The organism is Thaumasiovibrio subtropicus (genome assembly GCF_019703835.1).
Classification (GTDB): Bacteria; Pseudomonadota; Gammaproteobacteria; order Enterobacterales; family Vibrionaceae; genus Thaumasiovibrio; species Thaumasiovibrio subtropicus.
In genome coordinates, this window is record NZ_AP023054.1 from 3,267,472 (window position 1) to 3,291,355 (window position 23,884).

General features: G+C 48.0%; 23 protein-coding genes, 2 tRNA genes and 1 rRNA gene. 5 read left to right on the plus strand and 21 right to left on the minus strand.

The genetic code is table 11. The annotated features are described in order from the left end of the window. Nucleotides 1-105 precede the first annotated feature (105 nt). The 9 genes from TSUB_RS14500 to cobA all read right to left on the minus strand — a co-directional run bounded on the left by TSUB_RS14500 (nucleotide 106) and on the right by cobA (nucleotide 8,808). Nucleotides 106-181 (minus strand) — tRNA-Ala (locus TSUB_RS14500). A 45-nt stretch (nucleotides 182-226) separates the two neighbouring features. Then, nucleotides 227-303, minus strand: a tRNA-Ile gene (locus TSUB_RS14505). A 71-nt stretch (nucleotides 304-374) separates the two neighbouring features. Continuing rightward, nucleotides 375-1,927: ribosomal RNA gene (locus TSUB_RS14510) — 16S ribosomal RNA — on the minus strand. 466 nt (nucleotides 1,928-2,393) lie between these two features. Continuing rightward, complete coding sequence (cysQ, locus tag TSUB_RS14515) at nucleotides 2,394-3,137, minus strand: 3'(2'),5'-bisphosphate nucleotidase CysQ (RefSeq protein WP_087024921.1); 744 nt, start codon at nucleotides 3,135-3,137, stop codon at nucleotides 2,394-2,396. After that, a complete protein-coding gene (cysC, locus tag TSUB_RS14520; protein ID WP_087024919.1) occupies nucleotides 3,137-3,763 on the minus strand; it encodes an adenylyl-sulfate kinase in 627 nt (208 codons plus the stop codon). Before cysC ends, cysQ begins: the two co-directional genes overlap by 1 nt. A 15-nt stretch (nucleotides 3,764-3,778) precedes the next feature. Then, a complete protein-coding gene (locus tag TSUB_RS14525) occupies nucleotides 3,779-5,509 on the minus strand; it encodes an SLC13 family permease (protein ID WP_192867876.1) in 1,731 nt (576 codons plus the stop codon). A 23-nt stretch (nucleotides 5,510-5,532) separates the two neighbouring features. Beyond that, on the minus strand, nucleotides 5,533-6,942 hold the full coding sequence (gene cysN / locus TSUB_RS14530) for a sulfate adenylyltransferase subunit CysN (RefSeq protein ID WP_087024917.1): 1,410 nt from the start codon (nucleotides 6,940-6,942) through the stop codon (nucleotides 5,533-5,535). Between the two features lie 10 nt (nucleotides 6,943-6,952). Further along, a complete protein-coding gene (gene cysD / locus TSUB_RS14535; RefSeq protein WP_087024915.1) occupies nucleotides 6,953-7,861 on the minus strand; it encodes a sulfate adenylyltransferase subunit CysD in 909 nt (302 codons plus the stop codon). Between the two features lie 17 nt (nucleotides 7,862-7,878). Beyond that, a complete protein-coding gene (cobA, locus tag TSUB_RS14540; RefSeq protein WP_087024923.1) occupies nucleotides 7,879-8,808 on the minus strand; it encodes a uroporphyrinogen-III C-methyltransferase in 930 nt (309 codons plus the stop codon). A gap of 377 nt (nucleotides 8,809-9,185) precedes the next feature. On the opposite strand from cobA, the gene TSUB_RS14545 reads away from it, so the two are divergent. Together TSUB_RS14545 and TSUB_RS14550 are read left to right on the plus strand one after the other, a co-directional pair. Then, nucleotides 9,186-9,647: a GNAT family N-acetyltransferase gene (locus tag TSUB_RS14545; protein ID WP_087024628.1), complete on the plus strand. Its 462-nt coding sequence runs from the start codon at nucleotides 9,186-9,188 to the stop codon at nucleotides 9,645-9,647. Further along, on the plus strand, nucleotides 9,644-10,531 hold the full coding sequence (locus TSUB_RS14550) for a DMT family transporter (protein WP_087024630.1): 888 nt from the start codon (nucleotides 9,644-9,646) through the stop codon (nucleotides 10,529-10,531). Before TSUB_RS14545 ends, TSUB_RS14550 begins: the two co-directional genes overlap by 4 nt. Nucleotides 10,532-10,591: 60 nt before the next feature. Here TSUB_RS14550 and TSUB_RS14555 read toward each other — a convergent pair whose 3' ends face one another. Beyond that, nucleotides 10,592-11,275, minus strand: coding sequence for a LysM-like peptidoglycan-binding domain-containing protein (locus tag TSUB_RS14555; RefSeq protein ID WP_087024631.1), 684 nt, complete (start codon nucleotides 11,273-11,275; stop codon nucleotides 10,592-10,594). A gap of 417 nt (nucleotides 11,276-11,692) precedes the next feature. Here TSUB_RS14555 and TSUB_RS14560 point away from each other — a divergent pair, with 417 nt between their 5' ends. Further along, on the plus strand, nucleotides 11,693-12,313 hold the full coding sequence (locus tag TSUB_RS14560) for a BamJ family beta-barrel-assembly machinery protein (protein WP_087024633.1): 621 nt from the start codon (nucleotides 11,693-11,695) through the stop codon (nucleotides 12,311-12,313). Nucleotides 12,314-12,440: 127 nt separating this feature from the next. Next, on the plus strand, nucleotides 12,441-12,956 hold the full coding sequence (locus TSUB_RS14565; protein WP_087024634.1) for a DUF2780 domain-containing protein: 516 nt from the start codon (nucleotides 12,441-12,443) through the stop codon (nucleotides 12,954-12,956). A 141-nt stretch (nucleotides 12,957-13,097) separates the two neighbouring features. Here TSUB_RS14565 and TSUB_RS14570 read toward each other — a convergent pair. The 8 genes from TSUB_RS14570 to dusA all read right to left on the minus strand — a co-directional run bounded on the left by TSUB_RS14570 (nucleotide 13,098) and on the right by dusA (nucleotide 21,595). Further along, a protein-coding gene (locus TSUB_RS14570) for an IS1182 family transposase (RefSeq protein ID WP_221274514.1) occupies nucleotides 13,098-14,533 on the minus strand; the annotation gives its coding sequence in 2 pieces (ribosomal slippage) (nucleotides 13,098-13,978 and nucleotides 13,978-14,533; 1,437 coding nt in all). Nucleotides 14,534-14,661: 128 nt separating this feature from the next. Then, nucleotides 14,662-15,423 (minus strand): phosphoadenylyl-sulfate reductase, encoded by a 762-nt coding sequence (locus TSUB_RS14575; RefSeq protein ID WP_087019030.1) that lies wholly within the window; start codon nucleotides 15,421-15,423, stop codon nucleotides 14,662-14,664. Continuing rightward, nucleotides 15,416-17,137 (minus strand): assimilatory sulfite reductase (NADPH) hemoprotein subunit, encoded by a 1,722-nt coding sequence (gene cysI, locus TSUB_RS14580; protein ID WP_087019032.1) that lies wholly within the window; start codon nucleotides 17,135-17,137, stop codon nucleotides 15,416-15,418. The genes TSUB_RS14575 and cysI overlap by 8 nt, the downstream gene beginning before the upstream one ends. Continuing rightward, nucleotides 17,137-18,969 (minus strand): assimilatory sulfite reductase (NADPH) flavoprotein subunit, encoded by a 1,833-nt coding sequence (locus TSUB_RS14585; protein ID WP_087019034.1) that lies wholly within the window; start codon nucleotides 18,967-18,969, stop codon nucleotides 17,137-17,139. The genes cysI and TSUB_RS14585 overlap by 1 nt, the downstream gene beginning before the upstream one ends. A gap of 151 nt (nucleotides 18,970-19,120) precedes the next feature. Further along, nucleotides 19,121-19,354: a thymidylate kinase gene (locus tag TSUB_RS14590; RefSeq protein WP_087019035.1), complete on the minus strand. Its 234-nt coding sequence runs from the start codon at nucleotides 19,352-19,354 to the stop codon at nucleotides 19,121-19,123. A 112-nt stretch (nucleotides 19,355-19,466) separates the two neighbouring features. Continuing rightward, on the minus strand, nucleotides 19,467-20,087 hold the full coding sequence (locus TSUB_RS14595; RefSeq protein ID WP_087019037.1) for a TIGR04219 family outer membrane beta-barrel protein: 621 nt from the start codon (nucleotides 20,085-20,087) through the stop codon (nucleotides 19,467-19,469). 85 nt (nucleotides 20,088-20,172) lie between these two features. Next, a complete protein-coding gene (gene pspG, locus TSUB_RS14600) occupies nucleotides 20,173-20,424 on the minus strand; it encodes an envelope stress response protein PspG (protein ID WP_087019039.1) in 252 nt (83 codons plus the stop codon). Nucleotides 20,425-20,584: 160 nt separating this feature from the next. After that, the gene (gene dusA, locus TSUB_RS14605) at nucleotides 20,585-21,595 is read right to left on the minus strand and encodes a tRNA dihydrouridine(20/20a) synthase DusA (protein ID WP_087019040.1); all 1,011 of its coding nucleotides are present in this window, start codon (nucleotides 21,593-21,595) and stop codon (nucleotides 20,585-20,587) included. Between the two features lie 122 nt (nucleotides 21,596-21,717). Between dusA and TSUB_RS14610 the strand changes: the two genes are divergently transcribed. Further along, on the plus strand, nucleotides 21,718-22,791 hold the full coding sequence (locus TSUB_RS14610; protein ID WP_087019042.1) for a tyrosine-type recombinase/integrase: 1,074 nt from the start codon (nucleotides 21,718-21,720) through the stop codon (nucleotides 22,789-22,791). 95 nt (nucleotides 22,792-22,886) lie between these two features. Here TSUB_RS14610 and TSUB_RS25205 read toward each other — a convergent pair whose 3' ends face one another. The 3 genes from TSUB_RS25205 to TSUB_RS14620 form a co-directional block, all read right to left on the minus strand. Continuing rightward, the gene (locus TSUB_RS25205; protein WP_281422913.1) at nucleotides 22,887-23,012 is read right to left on the minus strand and encodes a hypothetical protein; all 126 of its coding nucleotides are present in this window, start codon (nucleotides 23,010-23,012) and stop codon (nucleotides 22,887-22,889) included. A gap of 164 nt (nucleotides 23,013-23,176) precedes the next feature. Beyond that, nucleotides 23,177-23,377, minus strand: a complete 201-nt coding sequence (locus tag TSUB_RS14615) for a hypothetical protein (RefSeq protein WP_087019047.1) — start codon at nucleotides 23,375-23,377, stop codon at nucleotides 23,177-23,179. A 9-nt stretch (nucleotides 23,378-23,386) separates the two neighbouring features. Next, complete coding sequence (locus TSUB_RS14620) at nucleotides 23,387-23,827, minus strand: virion protein (RefSeq protein WP_087019049.1); 441 nt, start codon at nucleotides 23,825-23,827, stop codon at nucleotides 23,387-23,389. Nucleotides 23,828-23,884 lie beyond the last annotated feature (57 nt).

Genomic DNA, 23,884 nt, shown 5'->3' on the forward strand with positions numbered 1-23,884 from the left:
TCTATTCGATTGAATTTACTAGTCAGCTTTCCAGTTTGTTAAAGAGCATGTGAATCTATCAAAGACCACTTTTTAAATATTCTCTGCGAGAAAACACTTAAAGAGTGGTGGAGCTAAGCAGGATCGAACTGCTGACCTCCTGCGTGCAAAGCAGGCGCTCTCCCAGCTGAGCTATAGCCCCATCATTGAATGACCTTAGTCGTACCACCATCTCTGGGAGGAGAAGTGGTGGGTCTGAGTGGACTTGAACCACCGACCTCACCCTTATCAGGGGTGCGCTCTAACCACCTGAGCTACAGACCCATCTAAGGCATTCTTTCACATTACGACCAAGCAATCTGTGTGAACACTGCATCTAACAGCAGTCTTATCGTTAAGGAGGTGATCCAGCCCCAGGTTCCCCTAGGGCTACCTTGTTACGACTTCACCCCAGTCATGAACCACACCGTGGTAAACGCCCTCCCGAAGGTTAAGCTATCTACTTCTGGTGCAGCCCACTCCCATGGTGTGACGGGCGGTGTGTACAAGGCCCGGGAACGTATTCACCGTAGCATTCTGATCTACGATTACTAGCGATTCCGACTTCATGGAGTCGAGTTGCAGACTCCAATCCGGACTACGACGCACTTTTGGGATTCGCTCACTTTCGCAAGTTGGCCGCCCTCTGTATGCGCCATTGTAGCACGTGTGTAGCCCTACTCGTAAGGGCCATGATGACTTGACGTCGTCCCCACCTTCCTCCGGTTTATCACCGGCAGTCTCCCTGGAGTTCCCACCCGAAGTGCTGGCAAACAAGGATAAGGGTTGCGCTCGTTGCGGGACTTAACCCAACATTTCACAACACGAGCTGACGACAGCCATGCAGCACCTGTCTTACAGTTCCCGAAGGCACACTCGAATCTCTTCAAGCTTCTGTAGATGTCAAGAGTAGGTAAGGTTCTTCGCGTTGCATCGAATTAAACCACATGCTCCACCGCTTGTGCGGGCCCCCGTCAATTCATTTGAGTTTTAATCTTGCGACCGTACTCCCCAGGCGGTCTACTTAACGCGTTAGCTCCGAAAGCCAGTGTTCAAGACACCAACCTCCAAGTAGACATCGTTTACGGCGTGGACTACCAGGGTATCTAATCCTGTTTGCTCCCCACGCTTTCGCATCTGAGCGTCAGTCTTTGTCCAGGGGGGCCGCCTTCGCCACCGGTATTCCTTCAGATCTCTACGCATTTCACCGCTACACCTGAAATTCTACCCCCCCTCTACAAGACTCTAGCCTGCCAGTTTCAAATGCGGTTCCGAGGTTAAGCCCCGGGCTTTCACATCTGACTTAACAGACCGCCTGCATGCGCTTTACGCCCAGTAATTCCGATTAACGCTCGCACCCTCCGTATTACCGCGGCTGCTGGCACGGAGTTAGCCGGTGCTTCTTCTGCAGCTAACGTCAAATCTAGCAGGTATTAACTACTAAACCTTCCTCACTGCTGAAAGTACTTTACAACCCGAAGGCCTTCTTCATACACGCGGCATGGCTGCATCAGGGTTTCCCCCATTGTGCAATATTCCCCACTGCTGCCTCCCGTAGGAGTCTGGACCGTGTCTCAGTTCCAGTGTGGCTGATCATCCTCTCAAACCAGCTAGGGATCGTCGCCTAGGTGAGCCGTTACCTCACCTACTAGCTAATCCCAACTGGGCCCATCCTAACGCGAGAAGCCCGAAGGTCCTCCTCTTTGCTCCGTAGAGATTATGCGGTATTAGCCATCGTTTCCAATGGTTATCCCCCTCGTTAGGGCAGGTTCCCAGCCATTACTCACCCGTCCGCCGCTCGACGCCCTTAACGTCACCCGAAGGCTCAGTTAAGTCGTTTCCGCTCGACTTGCATGTGTTAGGCCTGCCGCCAGCGTTCAATCTGAGCCATGATCAAACTCTTCAATTAAAGTTTTGTTGGTCTTGCGACCGGCTCAATGAATACTGATATTACTTATTGCTAAGTAATGAATTGACTGTGCTAAGACCGAAGTCTTAATTTGGTCACTAGTATCATTGATAAATCTTTAGACTATCTATTCAACGAGTGCCCACACAGATTGCATGGTCATATTGTTAAAGAACGTTGACTGGTAACGCTGTTACCGTGTCAGGGCTGCGTATACTACGCTTTCCTGATTTGATGTCAACAAGTAATTTTAGTTATTTTCAAAACCACTTTTTGACATCCCTCTTTCGAGGCTAACTCGGTGGGCGACATTGCTTTTCAGCGCCGTGCTCCGTGTCAGTGAGGCGGCATTATAGAGATCTTTATTACGCTGACAAGCCTTTTTTTAAGAAAAAGAGTTTTTTTATGTTGTTCGCACAAAAAGAGACCAATAAGCCCAAAAACCCTACGTTTTGGGCTTATTTGATTAGATAGAAACAATAAAGAAAGGGTTGAGTAGCGCTTCTCTGTGGTAACTCAACGGCTCACCTTGTTCATCAAGCACTTTTGCCCCAGCACTTTCAGCAATACACTGCCCCGCAGCCGTATCCCACATCATGGTGGGCGCTAATCGAGGATAGTATTGCGCTACGCCTTCGGCAACTAAACAGAATTTCAACGAAGAACCCGCCGAAACAAAGTTATGCTCACCAATACCCTCAAGAAATGCTGCCATCCCATCACTTTTATGAGACCGGCTACCTACAATTGTTGGCTTTTCAGCCTGTTTAACCGAAATCTGCTGAATTTCCCCGTCGACTTTCAGCCAAGCCTGCTCACCATTAGCCAACCATGTTTTCGCAAGCGCCGGCGCAACAATCACTGACAGTGTCGCTTTACCAGAATCAATCAACGCGATATTGACGGTAAACTCACCGTTTCGCTTGATGAACTCTTTCGTGCCGTCAACAGGATCGACTAACCAGAATTTGCTCCACTGCTTTCTTTCTAACCAAGGGGCATGCTTTGACTCTTCTGATAGCACGGGGACATCGGGGGTTAGCGCTGTCAATGCATCAGTAATATAGCGATTGGCCGCGAGATCCGCTTCCGTTAATGGACTTTCATCCTCTTTATACTCGATACCGACATCATCATTATAAAAACCTAAGACAATATCACCGGCACCTTCTGCTATATCGACAACGCGATCTAGTAACGAACTACTCACTATGCTTGCACCACTTTCAATTCCACGAGCTTGTCAAGACATTCTTGTGCCAGTGCTTCTACACTTGCTGAACCAGCCTGTAAATGGATCTCTGGATTCTCTGGTGATTCATACTCCGAGTCGATGCCCGTGAAGTTCTTGATCTCACCTGCGCGTGCTTTTTTATAGAGCCCTTTAGGATCGCGTTTTTCGCACTCATCCAGAGGAGTATCTACATAGACTTCGATGAAGTCACCATCAGGCAGCAAATCGCGAACTAGCTGACGCTCTTGACGATGCGGCGAAATAAATGCCGTTAACACAATCAGCCCTGCATCTGACATTAGCTTCGCCACTTCACCGATACGACGAATGTTTTCACGACGGTCTTGAGAGGAGAAACCTAAGTCGCGGCAAAGGCCATGACGAACATTGTCGCCATCCAACAAATAAGTGTGTTGTCCACGTGCAACGAGGAGGTTCTCCAGCGCGCCCGCAATGGTAGATTTACCTGCTCCAGACAAGCCCGTAAACCATAAAACAACTGGGCGCTGGCGTTTTTGTTCGCTTCGCTGAGCCTGATCGACAGCATGCTGATGCCACACAATGTTTTCATCTTGTGGCTTAGATTCTACTTGTGCACTCATGACACACTCCCTCAATTAAAATGGAAACAGGATTGGCACCAGTAATAGCACTAATGCGGAATAGATGATCGAGATGGGCAAGCCAACCCTGATGTAATCCTTAATCTGATAGTTACCCACGCTATACACTAATAAGTTCGTTTGGTAACCATAAGGTGAAATGAAGCTTGCACTCGCACCAAACAACACCACCATAATAAACGGCATTGGATCCACGCCGTATGCCAACGCTAGGCTATAACCAAACGGAAACGACAATGCTGCGGCAGCATTATTGGTTACGAGCTCTGTAAAGATCATCGTCAGCAAATAAGTTGCAACCAAGGCCCCATACACTCCCCACCCATTCATCGATTCAACGAAGAAATCGCCAATATTGGCGGATAGCCCTGAGCTCATCATCAACTGAGCAATGGTTAATGCAGATCCGACAATAATCACAATATCAGTCGGAAATCGACGTCGTAACTCCGTAAGGCTAATGGTTCCCGTACCCAACATGATCAAAAGAAAGCCCAATAGCCCTTTGATGATTGGCATCACACCCAGCAACGAAAAGCCAATGACGGCTGCAAACCCTGCGAGGACGGCAGCACTCTTTTGCGTATCAAGGCGCGCACTGGAGTCAAGGCCATTCACGAGTACAAACTCACGACTCAATAAATGTTGGCTTGATTTGAACGACTTACCCGGCACGATCACTAAGGTATCGCCCGCATTGAGCTCGATATTGCCGAGCCCGCCTTCTAATCGCTCATGGCCTCGACGAATAGCCACGACAACAGCGTCAAACTTCTCGCGGAATCGCGCGCTTTTTAACGTCTTTCCGCGAATAGATGCCGACTGGCTCACCACCAGCTCAAGTAAATTCTGGCCATTGATATGATGATGACCAAACAGCTGAAGTCCTTTAATCTCTTGAAGCGTCGTGACACTTTCAATGTCACCACAAAACAATAGCGTGTCCCCACTCTTCAGCTCTGTGTCAGGACAAACAGGGGCAATGGTCTCGCCATCGCGAATGACTTCCGCTAAAAAGAGACGACGAAGGGCGCGTAAACCGTTTTCAGCGACAGTCTTACCCGCCAACGGCGAACCTCCAGCGACTTTTGCTTCGAGAAAATAAGGGAGATCATCTTGATGATGGTCATCATTGACCGGAAGCAAGTAGCTCAGCGGAATAAGTAAAATGAGACCACCAAATAGCACAGCAAGTCCAACCATGCTAGGCGCGAAGAAGCCAAGACTGGGTAGTCCCGCATCTTCGACAAAACTATTGATAATCAGATTGGTCGATGTACCAATCAAGGTTAAGGTGCCACCTAAAATCGCCGCATAGGATAGGGGCAACAATAAACGTGATGGTGCATGGGTTTGATTGCGCTTCACCGCGCCAATCAGAGAGATCACCACCGCCGTGTTATTGGTGAAAGAGGAAAGGAAGGCTGTCGACAGTCCAAGCTTGGCGACGACTGTACTTTGACCACCACGACTTATCTGTTGACCAACCCATGAAATCAATCGCGTTTTCTCCAACGCCACTGAAGCCAAGATCAATAAGACGAGTGTCAGCAGTGACGGGTTGGTAAAATTACCCGCCACATCATGAAGCTCAATCAGTCCAAACTGGAAGGCAACAAACGCTGCCCCCGCAAATAGAAACGCAGGCTTAATGCGTGTTGCGAGCAGGCAAGTCACAATGACCATTAACAGCGCAAGGACCATTCCCTGCTCCCAACTCACCATCCTAGCGTCTCCTTAATAGCCACTTAGATACTTGGATCCCAGCTAGGGAAGTATTTATGGATAAGGGCTTTTAACTCTTCCTCGAAAGCCTGCATCTGGCCTTCTTTAGTCACTTCTTTTTGCTCGCCCGCATCGCGAATCATACCTGCACCCACAGTGACGTTAGTGAGACGGTCGATAACGATGAAGCCACCAGTATCTTGAACTTGTTGATAGCGGTCGAAGGCAATGGATTCAGTCAACTCAACTTCACACAGACCAATACCATTCAATGGCAGTTCTGATACGTCGAATGTCTCAAGCGTATTGATGTTCACTTGGTGCTTAATCGCAGAGACTGAGCCAACCGTTTTCTTTCCGGCCACTTTAATGTCGTACTGACGACCCGGCACCAATGGCTGCTCAGCCATCCACACCAAATCGGCTAATAGAGTATTACTCTGTAAAACATCATCATTCGCTGGCACCAAAAGGTCGCCACGGCTAATGTCAATCTCATCATTAAGGGTGACCGTGACCGCTTGGCCCGCATGGGCTTCTTGCAAATCACCATCGAAAGTCACGATACGAGAGACGGTTGAGACCTTGCCTGAAGGTAGGGCTTTAACTACGTCACCAACTTTCACCGTGCCTGATGCCAAGGTGCCGGCAAAACCACGGAAATCAAGGTTAGGACGATTTACGTATTGCACAGGCAGACGGAAAGCTTGTTCTTCACGCTCGCCCAACTGCACCGACTCAAGGATCTCAAGCAGCGTTTCACCTTCATACCATGGTGTGCCTGCACTGCGATCAACGACGTTATCACCTTCTAATGCAGAAATAGGCACTAGCTTGATGTCGATATCTTGATTGAGCTTTTCAGCAAACGCGAGGTACTCATCACGGATAGATTCAAAGCGGCTCTGATCGAAATCGACCAAGTCCATTTTGTTCACTGCAACGATAAAGTGCTTAATCCCCAGTAAGCTCGCAATGTAAGAGTGACGACGAGTTTGGTCCAATACACCTTTACGCGCATCAATCAAAATAACCGCGAGATCACAGGTTGATGCCCCTGTTGCCATATTACGCGTGTATTGCTCATGTCCGGGAGTATCCGCGATGATGAACTTACGCGCTTTAGTTGAGAAGTAACGATAGGCAACATCGATAGTGATCCCTTGCTCACGCTCTGCCTGCAGACCATCAACCAAGAGTGCTAAGTCAGGCTTTTCACCCGTTGTACCCACTTTTTGACTATCGGCGTGGATCGCGGCCAGTTGATCTTCATAAATTTGCTGCGAATCATGGAGCAGTCGGCCAATCAAAGTACTTTTACCGTCATCAACTGAGCCACAAGTTAGAAAGCGCAGCAAAGATTTATGTTGATGCTGATCGAGGTAGGCTTCGATACCCAGCTCAGCGACTTGTTGTTCAATTACACTGTTCATGCTGCTCTCCTTAGAAATAACCTTGACGCTTCTTCAGTTCCATCGACCCAGATTGGTCATGGTCGATAGCCCGTCCCTGACGCTCACTTGATGTAGCCACCAGCATTTCTTCAATAATGCCTGGCAAGGTGTCAGCTTCAGACTCAATAGCACCGGTTAATGGGTAGCAGCCTAATGTGCGGAAACGCACACTCTTATGCTCGATTTCTTCACCTTCACGTAGCTCCATACGGTCATCATCCACCATGATGAGCATTCCATCACGATCAACAACGGGGCGCGCTGCCGCTAGGTAAAGCGGTACAATTTCAATGTTTTCTAGCAAGATGTATTGCCAGATATCTAGCTCAGTCCAATTTGATAGTGGGAACACACGAATGCTCTCACCTTTGTTGATTTGGCCGTTATAGGTATGCCATAACTCAGGACGTTGATTCTTAGGATCCCAGGTGTGGTTCTTATCACGGAAAGAGTAAACACGTTCTTTCGCACGTGATTTCTCTTCGTCGCGGCGTGCACCGCCAAAAGCAGCATCAAAGCCGTACTTATTGAGCGCCTGCTTCAAACCTTGAGTTTTCATGATATCGGTATGCTTCGACGAACCGTGGACAAATGGGCTACAACCCATCGCCAAACCCTCAGGGTTTTTATGTACCAACAATTCAAAGCCATATTTTTCCGCCGTACGATCGCGGAACTCAATCATCTCTTTGAATTTCCAGTCCGTATCAACGTGCAGAAGTGGGAAAGGAATTTTACCAGGGTAAAACGCCTTACGTGCAAGGTGTAGCATCACAGAGGAGTCTTTACCGATCGAATACATCATGACCGGATTATCGAACTCTGCCGCCACCTCGCGAATAATATGTATGCTTTCCGCTTCCAGTTGCTTGAGGTGGGTTAATCGTTTCGGATCCATCTCTTTCTCCATTGCTATTATTCGCCAGCCGCAGCAGGCAAGGATGAATATGGGGTTGCTACCTGTTCAAACCAGGCAAGCTTGTCAGCTAAGCGCACCACTTCACCCACGACGATTAACGAGGGTGATTCGGCGTCTTTAGCCAGATCCGCCAGTTGGTCCAACTGACCGATTTGTACTTTCTGTTGTAAATGCGTACCGCGCTCAATGATGGCGACTGGGGTATCTGCACTGCGACCATGAGTAAGTAACTGCGCTTGAATATGGCTTGACTTCATTAACCCCATGTAGATCACAAGGGTCTGATTGCCACGCGCCAACGTTGTCCACTCCAGATCATCACGATCCGCTTTCAAATGACCGGTGATAAACATGGCACTCTGGGCATAATCACGGTGAGTCAGTGGAATACCGGCATAAGCCGTCGCCCCTGCTGCCGCGGTGATGCCCGGAACAACTTGAAATGGCACACCCGCGTCAAATAAGACTTCTAACTCTTCACCACCGCGCCCAAAGACAAAAGGGTCTCCCCCCTTTAAACGCACAACACGCTTTCCTTCTAGGGCATGTTCAACCAACAAGCGGTTCGTTTCCTCTTGTGGCACACTGTGATAACCCGCGCGCTTACCCACACAAATCAACTCTGCGTTATCGTGGATAAGGGACATGATTTCATTCGACACAAGGTAGTCATACAGCACTACTTCCGCATCTTGCATTAACTGCAATGCACGCAGTGTCAGCAAGCCCGGGTCGCCAGGACCAGAGCCAATAAGTGCAACGCTCCCTTGCGACTGAGGGCGTGAAGGAATGAGCTTGATCGCTTTATTAATAAACTGACGAATATCTGCGCCTGCTTGAGAAAAAAGCGAACGCGACTCGTCTGCTGCTCGTTGTTCTGAGTGCGGAGCGCGTTGAAATTGTGATAGCAGGGGCAGAAAATCCATAAACAGAGCCTCATCCATTAAGATGAAGACACTATAGGAGGATGGCGATATTACCTGAAATTCTAAAATTTCATTTTTTATGCTTTTTTGTTTTACGTAACAACGAGTCCCCGAGCAAAAACACAAGACCCATACATATCAACAACTTAGCAAATCACCGAGCGACACCAATCAGACTTGATGCTAACTACCAGCTATGAGACATAACCAGTTCTTCTAAGAAAAACAGTGTGCTAGTCACATTCTGTGCCTAACGCGCTTCATAACGTCTTTTCTCCTCGACAAACATCTTGCCTCCATGAACCACAACCTCTGTATTTTGAAACCTCTTTTCATTTTGGTATAGAATACGGCCTTCATAACGAAAGGAGTCGACGATGAAATGGCAAGCCTACACTTTCTCTCAGCTTAATACTGAGCAACTACATGCCCTGATTAAGCTGCGTATCGACGTGTTTGTTGTTGAGCAGAACTGCCCCTATCCAGAATTAGATGGGAACGACACTCGCGAAGAGGTTGTTCACCTTCTTGGTTACCAAGCAGGCAAGCTCACCGCCTATCTCCGCGTACTGGGCGCGGGCATCACCTACGAGACTGTCAGTATTGGTCGTGTCATCATCGCCCCACACGGACGAGGTAAGCAATTAGGTAAGCCTTTAATGGAGCAAGGCATCGCTGTCGCACGATCTCACTTCAACCCCGCAGTGATCACCATTGGCGCTCAGCATGCTTTGATCGACTTTTATCGTCAGTTTGGTTTTGAAGCTTGCTCAGAGCCTTACTTGGAAGATGACATCCCGCATATTGATATGCGATTAACTTTGAAGAAACTGGAATGACCTCAGCAACACAACGCGCAATTGCATTACTTATCCTCGCTAACCTGCTCGCGTCATTCTCTGACGTGTCACTAAAAATACTCGATGGCAACGTGCCTACTTTCCAATATGTCTTTATTCGCCAACTGCTAAGTACACTCTTGTTGCTACCTTTTTGGCTAAAACTTCCGAAACAACAACGCTACCAAGGCTGCTGCAAAATCGCCTTCACCCGCGCGCAGGTTATCTTGATAGGAAGCGCTTGCGCGATGGTCGCCATTACTTACCTGCCACTCGCGACAGCCAACGCGATGTTCTACGTTGGCCCATTGATGATGTTGCCACTCTCACTTGTGTTGTTGAAAGAGCCGCCACCTCTCGCCAAAGTGATTGCCACCGTTATTGGATTTATGGGCGTTTTACTCGTGCTTCGCCCGAGCCACTTTCATTGGGCTGCGATTGTTGGACTAGGCAGCGCATTGGGTATGGCGTTAGGAAACATACTGATTCGCCGCCTACCACAAGAGCAGCCTTTAGTTTCTACCCTGTTTTGGACGGGTGTCATGACCCTCCCTGTGTCTCTGATTATTGCAATTGCGCAATGGCAGCCCATTACCCTGACGCAGGTAGGATGGATTATGGCGATTAACCTTTTTGTACTTGGCTACCATGCGCTTGCTGTTATCGCTTACAAGGAGGTAAACGCAGGGAAAATTGCCCTAGCCGAATACTCGGGCCTTGTCTTCGTCACCCTGTTTGGTGTGATGTGGTTTGACGAAATTCCGGATGCCATCACTTTCGCGGGAATCTTGCTCATCGTCATTCCCATGATGCCTTTACCTTGGCAGCGTTTGCGCGGGCTTCTCTTTCATAAAGCCACCGCCGCAGAGAAGCCTACTCTCTAAATCAAAACAACGAAGGCCACAAATGTGGCCTTCGGCATTGCTCGTCTTTGGGTGATAAGTCTAACGATCACTGCGGAAAAAACTGCCATCAGATAGACGCACATACATCACTGGCTCTTGACCGCTCCGTTCAATCTGTAACACGTCTAGCTCACCTGACTCCGTCTGTTTAAAGCGCAAAATCTGTCCTGCTCTAACACGACTGATCGGCTTATCATCCCCTTCAATAGCTGCAATCGCGTACAAATCTTTCAAAGGGAGTCCCTTGCTGCGAAAAATTGCCGCGAGCGTTTGTCCATCCGCAATCTTATGCTGCTGCCAATCGGTTGAAATAGGACGAGCTGGCGCAACACTTTCTGGCTTGGATGGTGCTTCAACCATTTCTGTGACGGAACGCGCGCCTTCTGTTTGCACAGGACGCTGAGGCGATGCCGGTTCAGTCACTGTTTCTTCAGGTAAATGAATCGGCACATTGCGGCGAACCTCTTCTTGAACCTCCGGCCCTTTCTCTCGACTTGGCCAGAGCAATAAAATCAGCACTATTGGGACTAAAACCACCAAGACTCGGCGATGTAGCAAGGGGATATAACGCGCCACCTTATCCCAAATAAAACCAAACTTATCACCAACACGCTTCGCCACCGCGGCGCAAGAACGCCAACCACTTTCAATACTGGCACGCCATGTAAATTGCGAGACTTGAGGGGATGTTTTGACCGGTTTACGGCGCTTGGCTTGACCCATGCGTTCTCCCTTGGATCTTAAAAATCAGAGACAATAAAAAGTATGCTCGCCGAAAAGCGAGAATCACAGTATACCTAGGCTAATGATGAGTTCCGTTATTTCTCTGTGAAAAATGAACCTACAGCAAAAAACCGTGTAACGCAGAGGTATTAGACGACGTTTTATGCGAAAAGTTTACCGAGTCTACATTTTCACCAACACGTATAACAAGCAAACCCGCCCCTTTTGACCTCTGACGCAGAATAGTGCCTTTACATGACGTAGGTTTTCCGAAGTGTCGCCAGAGGAAATTGGAACTCAGCACACTTTTGCATGTAAGTGGCACAGTCCTTCCCCTAAGCCAAGGCTACACCTTGATGTGGCGCGGGTTTAGCTGCTATCCTCGACATTTCATACCTCAAATAAAGAAGAGAAATTATGTTCGACGTAAAACTGGACACCGTTGAAACTAAAGCTAGCTACGGCATCGGTCTACAAATGGGCCAACAATTGGCGCAAAGTGGTCTGGAAGGCCTGAATGTTGCGGCAATCGCAAAAGGTATCGCAGCTTCTCTAACTAATGAGATGCCAGAAATCGAAGTTGACGAAATCAACAATGCGCTACGTGATCTTCACGAGCGTGCTGAAGCGGCTCGTCAAGAAGTAGCTAAAGTGGCAGCGGCAGACGGTGAAGCATTCCTAGCAGACAATGCGCTACGTGAAGAAGTCACTGTACTTGAGTCTGGTCTACAGTACGAAGTGCTAACTGAAGGTACTGGTGAAGTACCATCAAGCGACAAAACAGTTCGCGTACACTACCACGGCATGCTAACTGACGGCACTGTATTTGATAGCTCTGTAGAGCGCGGTCAGCCTGCTGAATTCCCTGTGACTGGCGTTATCGCTGGCTGGGTTGAAGCACTACAACTAATGCCTGTCGGTTCAAAGTGGAAACTCTACATCCCACAAAACCTTGCCTACGGTGAGCGTGGCGCTGGCGCGGCGATTCCTCCATTTGCAGCACTTGTATTTGAAGTTGAGCTACTGGATATCCTTTAATCCTCACAGTGATACTTTATTAAGAAAAACGGCACTTCGGTGCCGTTTTTAGTACTAAAAGCCAATTAGGTATTTTAATGCCGCTGATATACAGTTAAGTTATCTCTATTCACAAGGAGGTAACATCATGAAATACACTACCTTAGCTGTCCTTGCTAGCCTAACTCTACCTGTACACGCTTTCAGCTTTGACGATGCACTCAAGCATGTTGATGAAGAAACCGTTTCAACTGCATCAAGCCTGCTCGATAAGGGTCTCGCCACACTTGATAACAAAGCCACAGAAGCCAGTCCTCTCGTTTCTCTACTCAGTGACCAAATCGATGTATCCCCAACCCAAGCGGCCGGTGGTGCAGGGGCACTATTAGCGCTCGCTTCAAACAGTCTTGGCAATACACAAGGCAATGAATTAACTGCGCTTATCCCGGGGCTGGATAGCCTGACATCTGCCATCCCTTCAGAATACGCTGGCGTATTAGAAGGCGCAAAAGGCTTGAGCAACGTGATGTCAGCTTTCGATGCGCTTGGCATTGATCCTGCGTTAATCAGTCAGTTTGCCCCCATCATTTTGCAGTACCTTGGCGATCAAGGCGCGACCCAAGGTTTGTTGGGCTCATTAACGAGTCTATGGCAACCTGCGTAAACCGATTCGACGTTGTTGCGGCAGCAACGCGCAAAAACAAAAGGGAAGCATTCGCTTCCCTTCAGATTGATGACGAACCCCGCTTTTTAAGCGGGGTTCTTTTTTGGAAGCGACCGTAGGTCGCGATCGCGATATTTTTTGCTATGTCGTGCGCAGAAGTTTCCGTTCATTACATAGGCATACAGAAGCAAGTATTTGCCTCATTTCTGCCATGTTTAAGCCTATTTTTCGGAGATAGTTCATCACCAGCGCTATCTTCTTGATGTTTTGGGCTGCCGCTGCCAACCAACATTGCATTTGCACATTGGCTAGACCGCGGAAGCGAGCATAACGATGACCGTGATGTTGCTTAGCGTCTGCAAAGCTACGTTCTACTGTTTCACTTCGACGTCTATAAGTCTTCTTGCCGTAGGAAGAGAGCCGCATTTGGTTTGCCCTCTCTACTGCGTCACTATAGATATGCCGTGTAATCACTTTCTTCATATTTCTGCTTTGAGTACAGTCATCCCTCATTGGACAGAACGCACATTCTTTGGGGGCTGAGTGGTATTCTCGATACGCATCGCGTGAGGTCGTTTTATAAAGCAACTCCTGACCATTCGGACATTGGTAGCTGTCTCTTTGCGCATCGTAAGTAAAGTGTTTCTTTTTGAACGTATTTTTCGTTCTAGATGGACGTCGATAACCGAACACGCCAAGAATAGCTCGACGTTCAAGTGACTCCGCCACTGGAGCAGTAAAGTAGCCCGCATCCAGTCCAACAGCTATCGGGTTCAATTGGAATGTGGCAAGCGTGTAATCTAAGCGTTGAACGTAAGGCTGTGAGTCATTGATGTTACCCGCGGTGGTGTAGGTATCGAGAATAATTCCGTGTTGACCATCAACGGTTCGATGGTCGAGATAAAAGAAGCCTTGAGGCTTATTATCACGAGTCATGAAGCCACTCTCTGGGTCAGTGGTGCTGGTTTTAGTATTCTTTGTTTTTGGCTCTGACTCCCGAGCCTTAAGTGGCTTCTTACCTGCTTTTCTCGGTCTAAAGCGACGTCTTCATCCAGCATATCAAGATAGGTACTGGCACGAACCGCCGTGACTTTATTGGTGTGTTTATTCTTGTTGGCGTTCGCTTTGAGATGAGTACTGTCCGTAAAGAGCTCTTGACCCGCGACCAAGCCTTTCGACATGGCTTGCTCTACGATATTGATAAAAATACGTTCGAATACATCCGTGCCATTAAAGCGACGAATGCGGTTCTGGCTGAGAGTAGAAGCGTGAATGACTTTCTCTGTTAATGACATCCGCAAGAACCAACGGTAAGCGACATTCACTTCAATCTCTTTGACGAGCTGACGCTCACTTTTTATGCCAAAGATGTAGCCAAGTAAGATGATTTTGAAGAGGCGGACAGGGTCAACAGGTGGGCGTCCATTATCTTTACAGTAAAGATGAGCGACTTCATCTCGAATGAATTCGAAGTCGATAGCATTATCGATTTTACGCACTAAATGGTTTTTAGGAACTAACTGTTCCATCGTCACCATTTCCAGTTCGTATTGTTGCGGAGTAGGCTCTTGAAGCATAACGGAGTGTCCATATTTCGATACCCCTATTAGATCAAAGGTCTAGCTCGAAAGCTAGACCTTTGTCAGCAGTCTGAAGGGAAGCATTCGCTTCCCTTTCTTATTCGCAATGTTATCGTTATCGACAATTAAATACCTTCGCCGTCACCTTTGACATCATCTTCATGCAAGCCACATTCTCGTTTCAAACCGAAGAAGCGTGTTTCTTGCTCTGACATACCCGGACGCCATTTTTCCGTGGTATGGACATCACCCACGGAACGATAGCCCTGCTCAAACAGTGGATGAATGGGCAGATCATGCTGCGCTAGATAGTCGTCCACATCTTGCTTGCTCCAGTCAATCACAGGCAAGAATTTAAACAAACCATTCTTAATCGCCAGAATCGGTAAATTCGCTCTAGAATCAGATTGCTCACGGCGTAACCCGGAGAACCACGTCCCCACATTCAGTTCATCCAATGCGCGACGCATGGGCTCTACTTTATTGATGCGGTTATACTTACTGATCCCATCCACCCCTTGTTCCCACAATTTACCGTAGCGCGCTTCTTGCCATGCCGCACTTTCGCGCGCCTGATAGACATGCAGATTCAAGTTCAGCTTCGTCGTCAGTTGATCGATAAACTGGTAGGTTTCTGGAAACAGGTAGCCCGTGTCAGTCAAAATAACAGGCACATCAGACTTCACCGATGTCACTAAATGCAACATCACAGCGGCTTGGATGCCAAAGCTAGAGGCGAGCGCAAACTCGCCTTGTAGGTTTTCAAGCGCCCACTCAACTCGCTGAGTCGCCGACAACGCTTCTAACTCTGCATTCACTTCTGCTAAGGCAAGGATTTGCTCTACCTTAGGTAAAGCCAGCAATTCAGCCAGTTGATATTTAGGCATAGAAATCCCTCTTCGATACTTTAACTTCTGCAATAATGCCCGCGCGAATTACGTAATCACCAAACGCTTCGTTCCCTTCGCGTTCCGATGACCAGCGGCCAATTAATTCATCCAACTCTTCTAGGATCTGCTTGTCAGTAATGTTCTCTTTGTACATTTTAGGCACACGCGTCCCCGCGCGGTTACCCCCTAAGTGCAGGTTGTAACGCCCCGGCGCTTTACCGACTAACCCCACTTCCGCCAACATGGCGCGACCACATCCATTCGGGCAGCCAGTAACACGTAGGATTATATTGTCGTCTTGCGGGACTTCATGCTTCTCAAGCAGACCTTCTACGTCAGTGACAAACTCAGGTAGGAAGCGTTCTGCCTCAGCCATGGCCAATGGACAAGTAGGAAAAGCCACACAAGCCATCGAGTTTTTACGTTGCTCAGACGTGTTGTCATCCATCAAGCCGTGTGCACGCGCAATTTTCTCGATCTTCGCTTTTTGCGATTTCGGTACGCCCGCTACGATAATGTTCTGATTCGCTGTCATGCGGAAGTCACCCTTGTGTACTTTCGCAATCTCAGCCATCCCCGTTTTCAAAGGCTTGCCCGGGAAGTCCAGCAGACGGCCATTTTCAATAAACAGCGCTAAATGATGTTTACCATCAATGCCTTCAACCCACCCGATACGGTCACCACGCCCGGTAAACTCATAAGGACGGCTCGCTTCAAACGCGATCCCCGCACGCTTTTCCACTTCGGCTTTAAATACATCAATACCGACGCGATCCAAGGTGTACTTGGTTTTTGCATTCTTACGATTGCTACGGTTACCCCAGTCGCGCTGTGTCGTGACCACAGCAGCCGCAACATCCAGTGTTTTCTCCAATGGGATGTAACCAAAATCATCCGCTTTACGCGGGTAAGTGGCTAAGTCACCGTGTGTCATCGCCAACCCACCACCGACAAGCACGTTAAAACCAACTAGCTTGCCTTCTTTGGCGATCGCAACAAAGTTCAAGTCATTCGCGTGTACATCCACGTCGTTTTGCGGTGGAATAACAACGGTTGTTTTAAATTTACGTGGCAGATAGTTATCCCCAAGGATCGGTTCTTTATCTGTCTCTTCTACCTTTTCACCATCGAGCCAAATTTCCGCATAGGCGCGAGTTTTAGGCAATAAATGCTCAGAGATTTTCGCCGCCCACTCGTAGGCTTCTTGGTGAAGCTCAGACTCGACTGGGTTAGACGTACACAGCACGTTTCGGTTAACGTCACCTGCCGTTGCAATCGCATCAATACCAATGCTGTTGAGCGTTTGATGCATCAATTTAATGTTTGGCTTCAACACGCCGTGAAACTGAAATGTTTGGCGGGTTGTCAGACGAATACTGCCGTACAGCGAGTGTTCTGCTGCAAACTTATCAATCGCCAACCATTGATCAGGCTTGATCACACCACCCGGCATACGGGCACGTAACATCACATTGTGTAGTGGCTCAAGCTTTTGCTTAGCACGCTCACCACGGATATCGCGGTCATCTTGCTGATACATACCGTGGAAACGGATTAACTGAAAGTTATCGCCTTTAAATCCACCCGTAATACGATCTTGCAGATCTTCTTCGATCGTACCACGCAGGTGGCGACTCTCCGCTTTCAAGCGCTCGTTATCAGATAGTGGGCCGAGCACTTCGCCCAAAACTTCTTGTTGTTGCTTGCTCATTAGTACACGTCCTTCTGGTAACGTTTCGCTTTACGGAGATCGTTTAGGAATGTTTCAGCATCTTCACGGCTCTTACCACCTTGCTGCTCAATCACAGTCACGAGGGCATCATGGACATCCTTCGCCATACGTGTCGCATCACCACACACATAGACATAAGCGCCATCTTGTAACCAGTTCCAAACTTGCTCAGCTTGCTCGAGGATGCGATGTTGAACATACACTTTCTCGGCTTGATCGCGACTAAAGGCCACATCAAGCTGGCTCAAAATGCCTGATTTCAGGTACTTCTGCCATTCCACTTGGTAAAGGAAATCTTCAGTAAAGGTACGGTCACCAAAGAACAACCAGTTTTTCCCTTCCGCATCACGATTATCACGTTCTTGGATGAAGCTACGGAATGGCGCGATACCAGTACCTGGACCAACCATGATCACTGGCGCATTATCGTCTGCTGGAAGCTTAAAGTTGTTATTGTGTTCAACGAACACTTTCACTTTGCCACCCTCTTCGACACGGTGTGACAAGTAAGAAGATGCGCCACCAAAACGTTGCTCATCCCCTTTTTCAAACTCAACAACACCCACAGTCAAATGGACTTCGCTATCCACTTCTTCTTGGCTTGAAGCGATAGAGTATAGGCGCGGTGTTAACTTACGCAGTAGACCCACAAGCTGTTCTGCACTCAACTTGGTTTTCTTCTCAGCGAGCACATCGACAACTTGGGTGTTGTTCGCATAATCACGTAGCTTATCTTTATCTTCCACCAGCTTTTGTAGCTTCTTGCTACCGGATAGTTCCGCATACTGCGTCACTTGCTGAGGGTTGGCAGACGTGATTTCAAATTTTTCTATCAAGGCTTGACGCAGTGGCAATGTATCGTTGCCGACTGTCACTGATTCATCACCCTTTAAGCCCGCTTTCGCTAGAATCGCATCAGCAAGCGCAGGATCATTCTCATACCATACACCCAGGGCATCACCCGGTTGGTAAGACAGATCCGAACCATCAAGATCAATCTCAATATGACGCACATCTTTGCCTGAGCTACGGCCAGTAATTTTCTGGCTTACCAAAAACTCCGCTTCAAATGGGTTCTGCTTGTTGTAAGCAGAAGCGATCGGCGCAGCACTTGTTTGGCCGACAGGAAGTGTCACCACTTCAGCTTGCGCTGATGCCAACGCGTCTTTTAGGAAAGTAATTGCTGAAGCGCACCATTCATCGGCAGGTTGCTCATAATCCACATCCAAATCTACTCGGGGTTGGAACGGTGTCGCACCGAGCTTAGAAAGGAAGCTGTCAAAGTCTTTGCCTGTTTGGCAGAAGAACTCATAACTTGAATCACCTAAGCCGATCACGGCGTACTTCAAGTTAGGAAGTTTTGGTGCTTTCTTTGACTGCAAGAATTCGTGCAGTTCAATGGCGTTGTCGGGTGCTTCACCTTCACCATTGGTCGAGGCAACAATCACCACATACTGCTCTTTGGCTAGATTTTTACCTTTGTAATCATCTGCCGAAAACAGTTCAACCTCGATACCTGCAGCAGCTGAGTCTTCTTTCAGTTTCTCAGCAACACCTTTGGCATTCCCTGTTTGCGAGGCATAGATAATGGTGAGCTTGCCCGCAGGTTGAGCAGCAGGTGCAGTAGCAACAGGCGCTAACCCAGCTTGCGCAACGGGTTGACCTGCGGTTTGCGTTTGACTAAGTCCCCAGAAATAACCACTCATCCACGCTAACTGTTGTGGCGAGAGTTCGGCGACGGTTTGTTGTAATTGACCCAATTGTTGGTCATTTATTGGACTGGCTAGAGCCGAGAGTTCCTTTGGTAACATGACACGACGATCCCTATACATTGCGTGAGGATAGATTAGCCATTTCACCAAATAACAAGAAAGAATAGATAAGCATGTTTTATAACCTTTTGTTTGGTCAGGTTACGTACTCATTCCTCCTTTTCCGCACTAAAAAACATGCGCTCATCGCTCAAAAATCATCCGCTATACGCACTTGCTGAAATCCTACCGCGAGCGCATTTTCAGTTGCTTGATCAATATCGTGATAGCACTTTTCAACCCCAGCAGCGTCTGTTAGAGGTACAAAGCCGCCACGTCGATGACGAAATTCGACAATCCAACCGTCTGCGCTCAACGAAGGCTCGACAACCGCTTCCACCAGTTCATGGGAGGTGTACAAGCGCTGTAACTCTGTCAACGTCATACCTTTGCTCACTTTCGTTTTTATATTTCTTTTAAATCTGGCTCAGGAGTGAAAAATAGGCAAAAAAAAGCCGCACATTTGTGCGGCTTTTTGTAATCGTATCAATAACGAATCAAAAATCGAATTCAATACCAGCAAATGGGCCACGGTTAAACACTTCACCGTCACCGCTTATCCAATCCATATCATAATCCATTGCGCGGTATCCAGCGCGAAGCTTCATGTCAAACGCGTACATACCGAAGCTATACATCACACCCGCCTGGCCATCGACCATGCTGGTTTTATTGAAGCTACTGAAGTTAAGATCAGTAAAAATAGTCAAGTTGGTCGCTGGAATACCAATTTCTACATTGCCATAAACGCCAGGTTGCCAGTCACTAAACTGCTGCGTGTTAAAACGACCGCTGCTTAGGTTGGCAATATTTAGGCCCAAATCGAAACTGATAAGATCGTTATCTAAAATCTCATAATACGCGGTGATATCCGTTTGATTAAACGCGATACCACGTGTATCCAAGTTAGTTTGGCGTAAACGTACATTGGGTACCAGAGGAATGAAATGCTCTACTGCGACATAGAAGGAGCCTACTGCATCATCACCTGATTTTACATTATTGACTTTGGCGTCCATACCCCAAAAATCAGCGCCTACTTTCGCGCCCAAAAACATATCCGCTTGAGCAGGTAAAGCGGCGACTAAAGCTAACATTGCCAGTGAGAATTTTTTCATTCGGTCATCCCCCAAAATTAATGGCTGCGACTATAGCAGACAGGAGACAACATGACTATTGAAGTGGGGAAGTTTCCCCACAAGATCACCGACGATAGCGGTTACGACAGCGGTAGCGTCCATAGTACATGCTCGGCTGCGGGTTACGTTGACGAACTAACCAAACAACCAACCACACCGCAAGCAACCAAGGTAACAATTTGAATACGACGCCGATCATACCTGCTAATGCCATCACGAAAAAACCGACCGCTAAGGCAATGAGCAAACCAACCAGACTAATTCCGGTGACAAACAGCACACCCGCAAATCCAAGTACAAAAAGAAACTCAACCATGACTTACCTCGTGTTTAACTGATGAATAGTGTTTTCACTTTCCTTACTTGTTATCAAGAGGCATGCCAAAATTTAAGTTATTGATTTTAAATGGATAACAAAAAAGCCTCATCGTTTAGCGATGAGGCTTTCGTCAAATTAGCCAAGTAAATGGTAAAAATTACACATCCAGTTCTGCTGGAATCTTCGCTACCGCAGCCTCTAATACTTCAATACCAGCGCCTGGCTTATGAGCATTCTCACTAATGTAGCGACGCCACTGGCGCGCACCAGGCATATTCTGGAACAAGCCAAGCATATGCCGAGTAATATGGCCCAAATAGCTTCCTTTACTGAGCTGAGCTTCAATGTAAGGGTACATTGCTTCGACGATAGCACGACGTTTCATGACTTCCTGCTCAGCACCAAACAAGCGCTGATCGACTTCCGCCATCAAATACGGGCTTTGATATGCCTCGCGGCCAATCATCACACCATCCATATATTTGAGATGTTCTAGCGCTTCATCCAATGACTTAATGCCACCATTGATCGCCATCGTTAAATGCGGGAAATCTTTCTTCAATTGATAGACACGAGGATAATCCAATGGCGGGATTTCGCGATTTTCTTTCGGGCTTAAGCCGCTCAACCACGCTTTACGGGCATGGATTGTAAACATGTCACACTGACTTTTCTCATGGACAGTCCCGACAAAATCCACCAAAAACTGATAAGAATCTTGCTCATCAATACCGATTCGCGTTTTAACCGTCACCGGGATATCAACCACATCGCGCATGGCAGAGACACACTCCGCTACTAGCTCTGGTTCAGCCATCAAGCACGCCCCAAATCGGCCATTCTGCACACGATCAGAAGGACAACCCACATTGAGATTTATCTCATCATAACCACGCTCTTGTGCCAACTTGGCGCAGTGAGCAAGATCGTGTGGATTTGAGCCGCCCAACTGCAACGCAACCGGGTGTTCCTCATCGTTGTACGCAAGGAAGTCCCCTTTTCCATGAATAATCGCCCCAGTCGTTACCATCTCGGTATACAACAACGCTTCTTTACTCATTAAACGATGGAAGTAACGGCAATGTCTATCCGTCCAATCGAGCATCGGCGCAACAGAAAAGCGCTGCATTGGGAAATTCGCTGAATTCGTTGATTTATCTGTATTCATAGGGGTTTAGCTTGCTCTCTAAATTGCCAAGAGTAACGTTGAAATGCTATAAATTACCTAACGCGGTACGCCTTTAGTACGCCCAATAACGAGGCGTACGGTACACCTCAAAGGGGAAAGTAATGGCATCGTATAGTATTCAAAAGCGCACGCTAGCAAGCGGCGAGTTACGCTACAAAGCGACGATTACGGTCAAAAAATTTGGGAAAATTGTACACCGATTCGCAAAGACTTTCAGGAAAAAGCAGCTCGCTACCGCGTGGGCAAAGAATCAGGTCAACGAGATTGAGGAAAATGGCGTTAACAGTCAACGTACTACGTCAATCGCAGAGTTGCTAGATTTGTTCATGAGCGAGGCGCACCTTTGGGATAACACGGGGCGTACCAAACAATATGTGATTCGAATGCTACGTGATTGCGATATCGCGACTGTAAAAAGTAACGAACTCACAACGCGAGACCTCATTACCCATTGCCAAAATCGCAAAGCAGCTGGAGCTGGACCAGCGACGATTTACCACGATGTTGCCTACCTTCGAAGCGTGATGAAGAAGGCCAAGCCCGTGTTCAACATTGACGCCAATTATTCTGTTTTTGATGAGGCAGTACCGATACTTATCGAGATGCAGCTAGTAGGCAAAAGCCAGAAGCGCACTAGGCGACCAACAGAGGGCGAGCTGGACAAACTCAGGGAAGGACTAAAACAACGCGAGGGGTTTCGCCCAAACGGGAGTACACGCATTCCTTATCTCGATATTCTGGAATTCTCGATACTCACTTGTATGCGAATTGGTGAAGTGTGTGCGCTACGTTGGGAAGATCTTAACGAAGAACACAAGACCGTGTTAGTTAGAGATCGCAAAGACCCGCGCAAGAAAACAGGGAATCACATGATCGTGCCGCTACTGGGTGACTCTTTCGACATCGCGTTAAAGCAACCCAAGCAAAGTGGACGCATTTTCCCTTATAACTCGCGTTCGGTAACCGCAGGCTTTCAACGAGTACGCAACGCATTAGGGATTGAAGACTTGCGATACCACGACTTAAGGCGAGAAGGGGCAAGCAGATTGTTTGAGGCGGGGTACAGTATTGAAGAGGTTGCGCAAGTCACAGGACACCGGAACCTGAATATTCTGTGGCAAGTTTACACGCAATTGTTTCCTCACAAGCTCCATGAAAAACAACAGGGCGCATAATGCGCCCTACTCTTTAATGACTTTTGGCTTTATCCACGCCACGATGAGCAAGGTTGTGACGCCCACTGCGACTTGCCAGCCAAACTTATTCAATGTCATTTCTTTTTCGCCTTCACAACACGGCCACCCTTAGCGTAACGGTAACCCTTTTTTAGTCGACCAGTTTTGCTATTGACGCCCACCGCTGAACGGCGGCGTGTTTTGCTGCGTTTCTTTGCCATATGCAATCCTCTGTGCAAGTTCCTTTTCAAGTTTGAAGCAGTACATAGCGAGTTTCCCTATGCCCCATGTATTACCGATTATCATTAGAAAAAGCAGGATATCCGGTGCAGAAAAACCCAACGCGAGAAGGCTAGACGCTGCCGCTTGCTCCATACTGTCCCCGTTATTGTTTTTCGTTACGTAACGTGTCCCAGATGCCGACACCCAAACCAATCACCGCCGGAATGGCGCCGCCCACTTGAGCGCCGTTCTCACCAATGGTGACAGTCACCAACTCGCTATTACCTGTTAGCAGCCCACCGATAGCCCCAGCGAGTAGGAGTAATCCGGTGCGTGTGCTGCTCTGTTTCAAATGCTTAAACATTGGCTTTCCTTATGCCATTGCGACGCCAGCGCGCGCGGTATCCATGTCGTAGTAACGCCCCACTTCCATGATGCTCATCGCATGCAACAACTTAGCGACCTGCTCTTTGTTGTACACATCGATCACCTGACCACGGCTAAAGCCAGTCCAGCCACAGACCGAATTAATATAGTGCTCGGTGTTGTTTTCGTTAGACGGCGCCCAACGACTGATAATCCCTGCAACGGTGCTAATACCTTGGCGGTTATACGAACGCAGCACTTTTGTGGCTGCTCGGAAACCGTATTCCGCTGACTTGAAGGTTTCAAAAGCGTTGTCGCGAGAGATCGCAGCCTCGCCTTGCCAATCATTACCCACTCGAATGTTTAGCGGGTTGTTGTTTCGCACGCCGCGAGGCAGTGAGCTATTCGAAGGCAGCACGCTGCCCAGTGGTACGTCATTACGTTTCATTGTCCAGACTCCCAATAAAATCACCGGCACGGTGAATAGTAGAAATTTGCCCATAGC

Excerpts from the sequence above, each read along its gene's own strand:
- cysC (WP_087024919.1), bottom strand. The coding sequence starts at position 3,763 with ATGAGTGCACAAGTAGAATCTAAGCCACAAGATGAAAACATTGTGTGG.
- TSUB_RS14525 (WP_192867876.1), bottom strand. The coding sequence starts at position 5,509 with ATGGTGAGTTGGGAGCAGGGAATGGTCCTTGCGCTGTTAATGGTCATT.
- cysN (WP_087024917.1), bottom strand. The coding sequence starts at position 6,942 with ATGAACAGTGTAATTGAACAACAAGTCGCTGAGCTGGGTATCGAAGCC.
- cysD (WP_087024915.1), bottom strand. The coding sequence starts at position 7,861 with ATGGATCCGAAACGATTAACCCACCTCAAGCAACTGGAAGCGGAAAGC.
- cobA (WP_087024923.1), bottom strand. The coding sequence starts at position 8,808 with ATGGATTTTCTGCCCCTGCTATCACAATTTCAACGCGCTCCGCACTCA.
- TSUB_RS14545 (WP_087024628.1), top strand. The coding sequence starts at position 9,186 with ATGAAATGGCAAGCCTACACTTTCTCTCAGCTTAATACTGAGCAACTA.
- TSUB_RS14550 (WP_087024630.1), top strand. The coding sequence starts at position 9,644 with ATGACCTCAGCAACACAACGCGCAATTGCATTACTTATCCTCGCTAAC.
- TSUB_RS14555 (WP_087024631.1), bottom strand. The coding sequence starts at position 11,275 with ATGGGTCAAGCCAAGCGCCGTAAACCGGTCAAAACATCCCCTCAAGTC.
- TSUB_RS14560 (WP_087024633.1), top strand. The coding sequence starts at position 11,693 with ATGTTCGACGTAAAACTGGACACCGTTGAAACTAAAGCTAGCTACGGC.
- TSUB_RS14565 (WP_087024634.1), top strand. The coding sequence starts at position 12,441 with ATGAAATACACTACCTTAGCTGTCCTTGCTAGCCTAACTCTACCTGTA.
- TSUB_RS14575 (WP_087019030.1), bottom strand. The coding sequence starts at position 15,423 with ATGCCTAAATATCAACTGGCTGAATTGCTGGCTTTACCTAAGGTAGAG.
- cysI (WP_087019032.1), bottom strand. The coding sequence starts at position 17,137 with ATGAGCAAGCAACAACAAGAAGTTTTGGGCGAAGTGCTCGGCCCACTA.
- TSUB_RS14585 (WP_087019034.1), bottom strand. The coding sequence starts at position 18,969 with ATGTTACCAAAGGAACTCTCGGCTCTAGCCAGTCCAATAAATGACCAA.
- TSUB_RS14590 (WP_087019035.1), bottom strand. The coding sequence starts at position 19,354 with ATGACGTTGACAGAGTTACAGCGCTTGTACACCTCCCATGAACTGGTG.
- TSUB_RS14595 (WP_087019037.1), bottom strand. The coding sequence starts at position 20,087 with ATGAAAAAATTCTCACTGGCAATGTTAGCTTTAGTCGCCGCTTTACCT.
- pspG (WP_087019039.1), bottom strand. The coding sequence starts at position 20,424 with ATGGTTGAGTTTCTTTTTGTACTTGGATTTGCGGGTGTGCTGTTTGTC.
- dusA (WP_087019040.1), bottom strand. The coding sequence starts at position 21,595 with ATGAATACAGATAAATCAACGAATTCAGCGAATTTCCCAATGCAGCGC.
- TSUB_RS14610 (WP_087019042.1), top strand. The coding sequence starts at position 21,718 with ATGGCATCGTATAGTATTCAAAAGCGCACGCTAGCAAGCGGCGAGTTA.
- TSUB_RS25205 (WP_281422913.1), bottom strand. The coding sequence starts at position 23,012 with ATGGCAAAGAAACGCAGCAAAACACGCCGCCGTTCAGCGGTGGGCGTC.
- TSUB_RS14615 (WP_087019047.1), bottom strand. The coding sequence starts at position 23,377 with ATGTTTAAGCATTTGAAACAGAGCAGCACACGCACCGGATTACTCCTA.
- TSUB_RS14620 (WP_087019049.1), bottom strand. The coding sequence starts at position 23,827 with ATGAAACGTAATGACGTACCACTGGGCAGCGTGCTGCCTTCGAATAGC.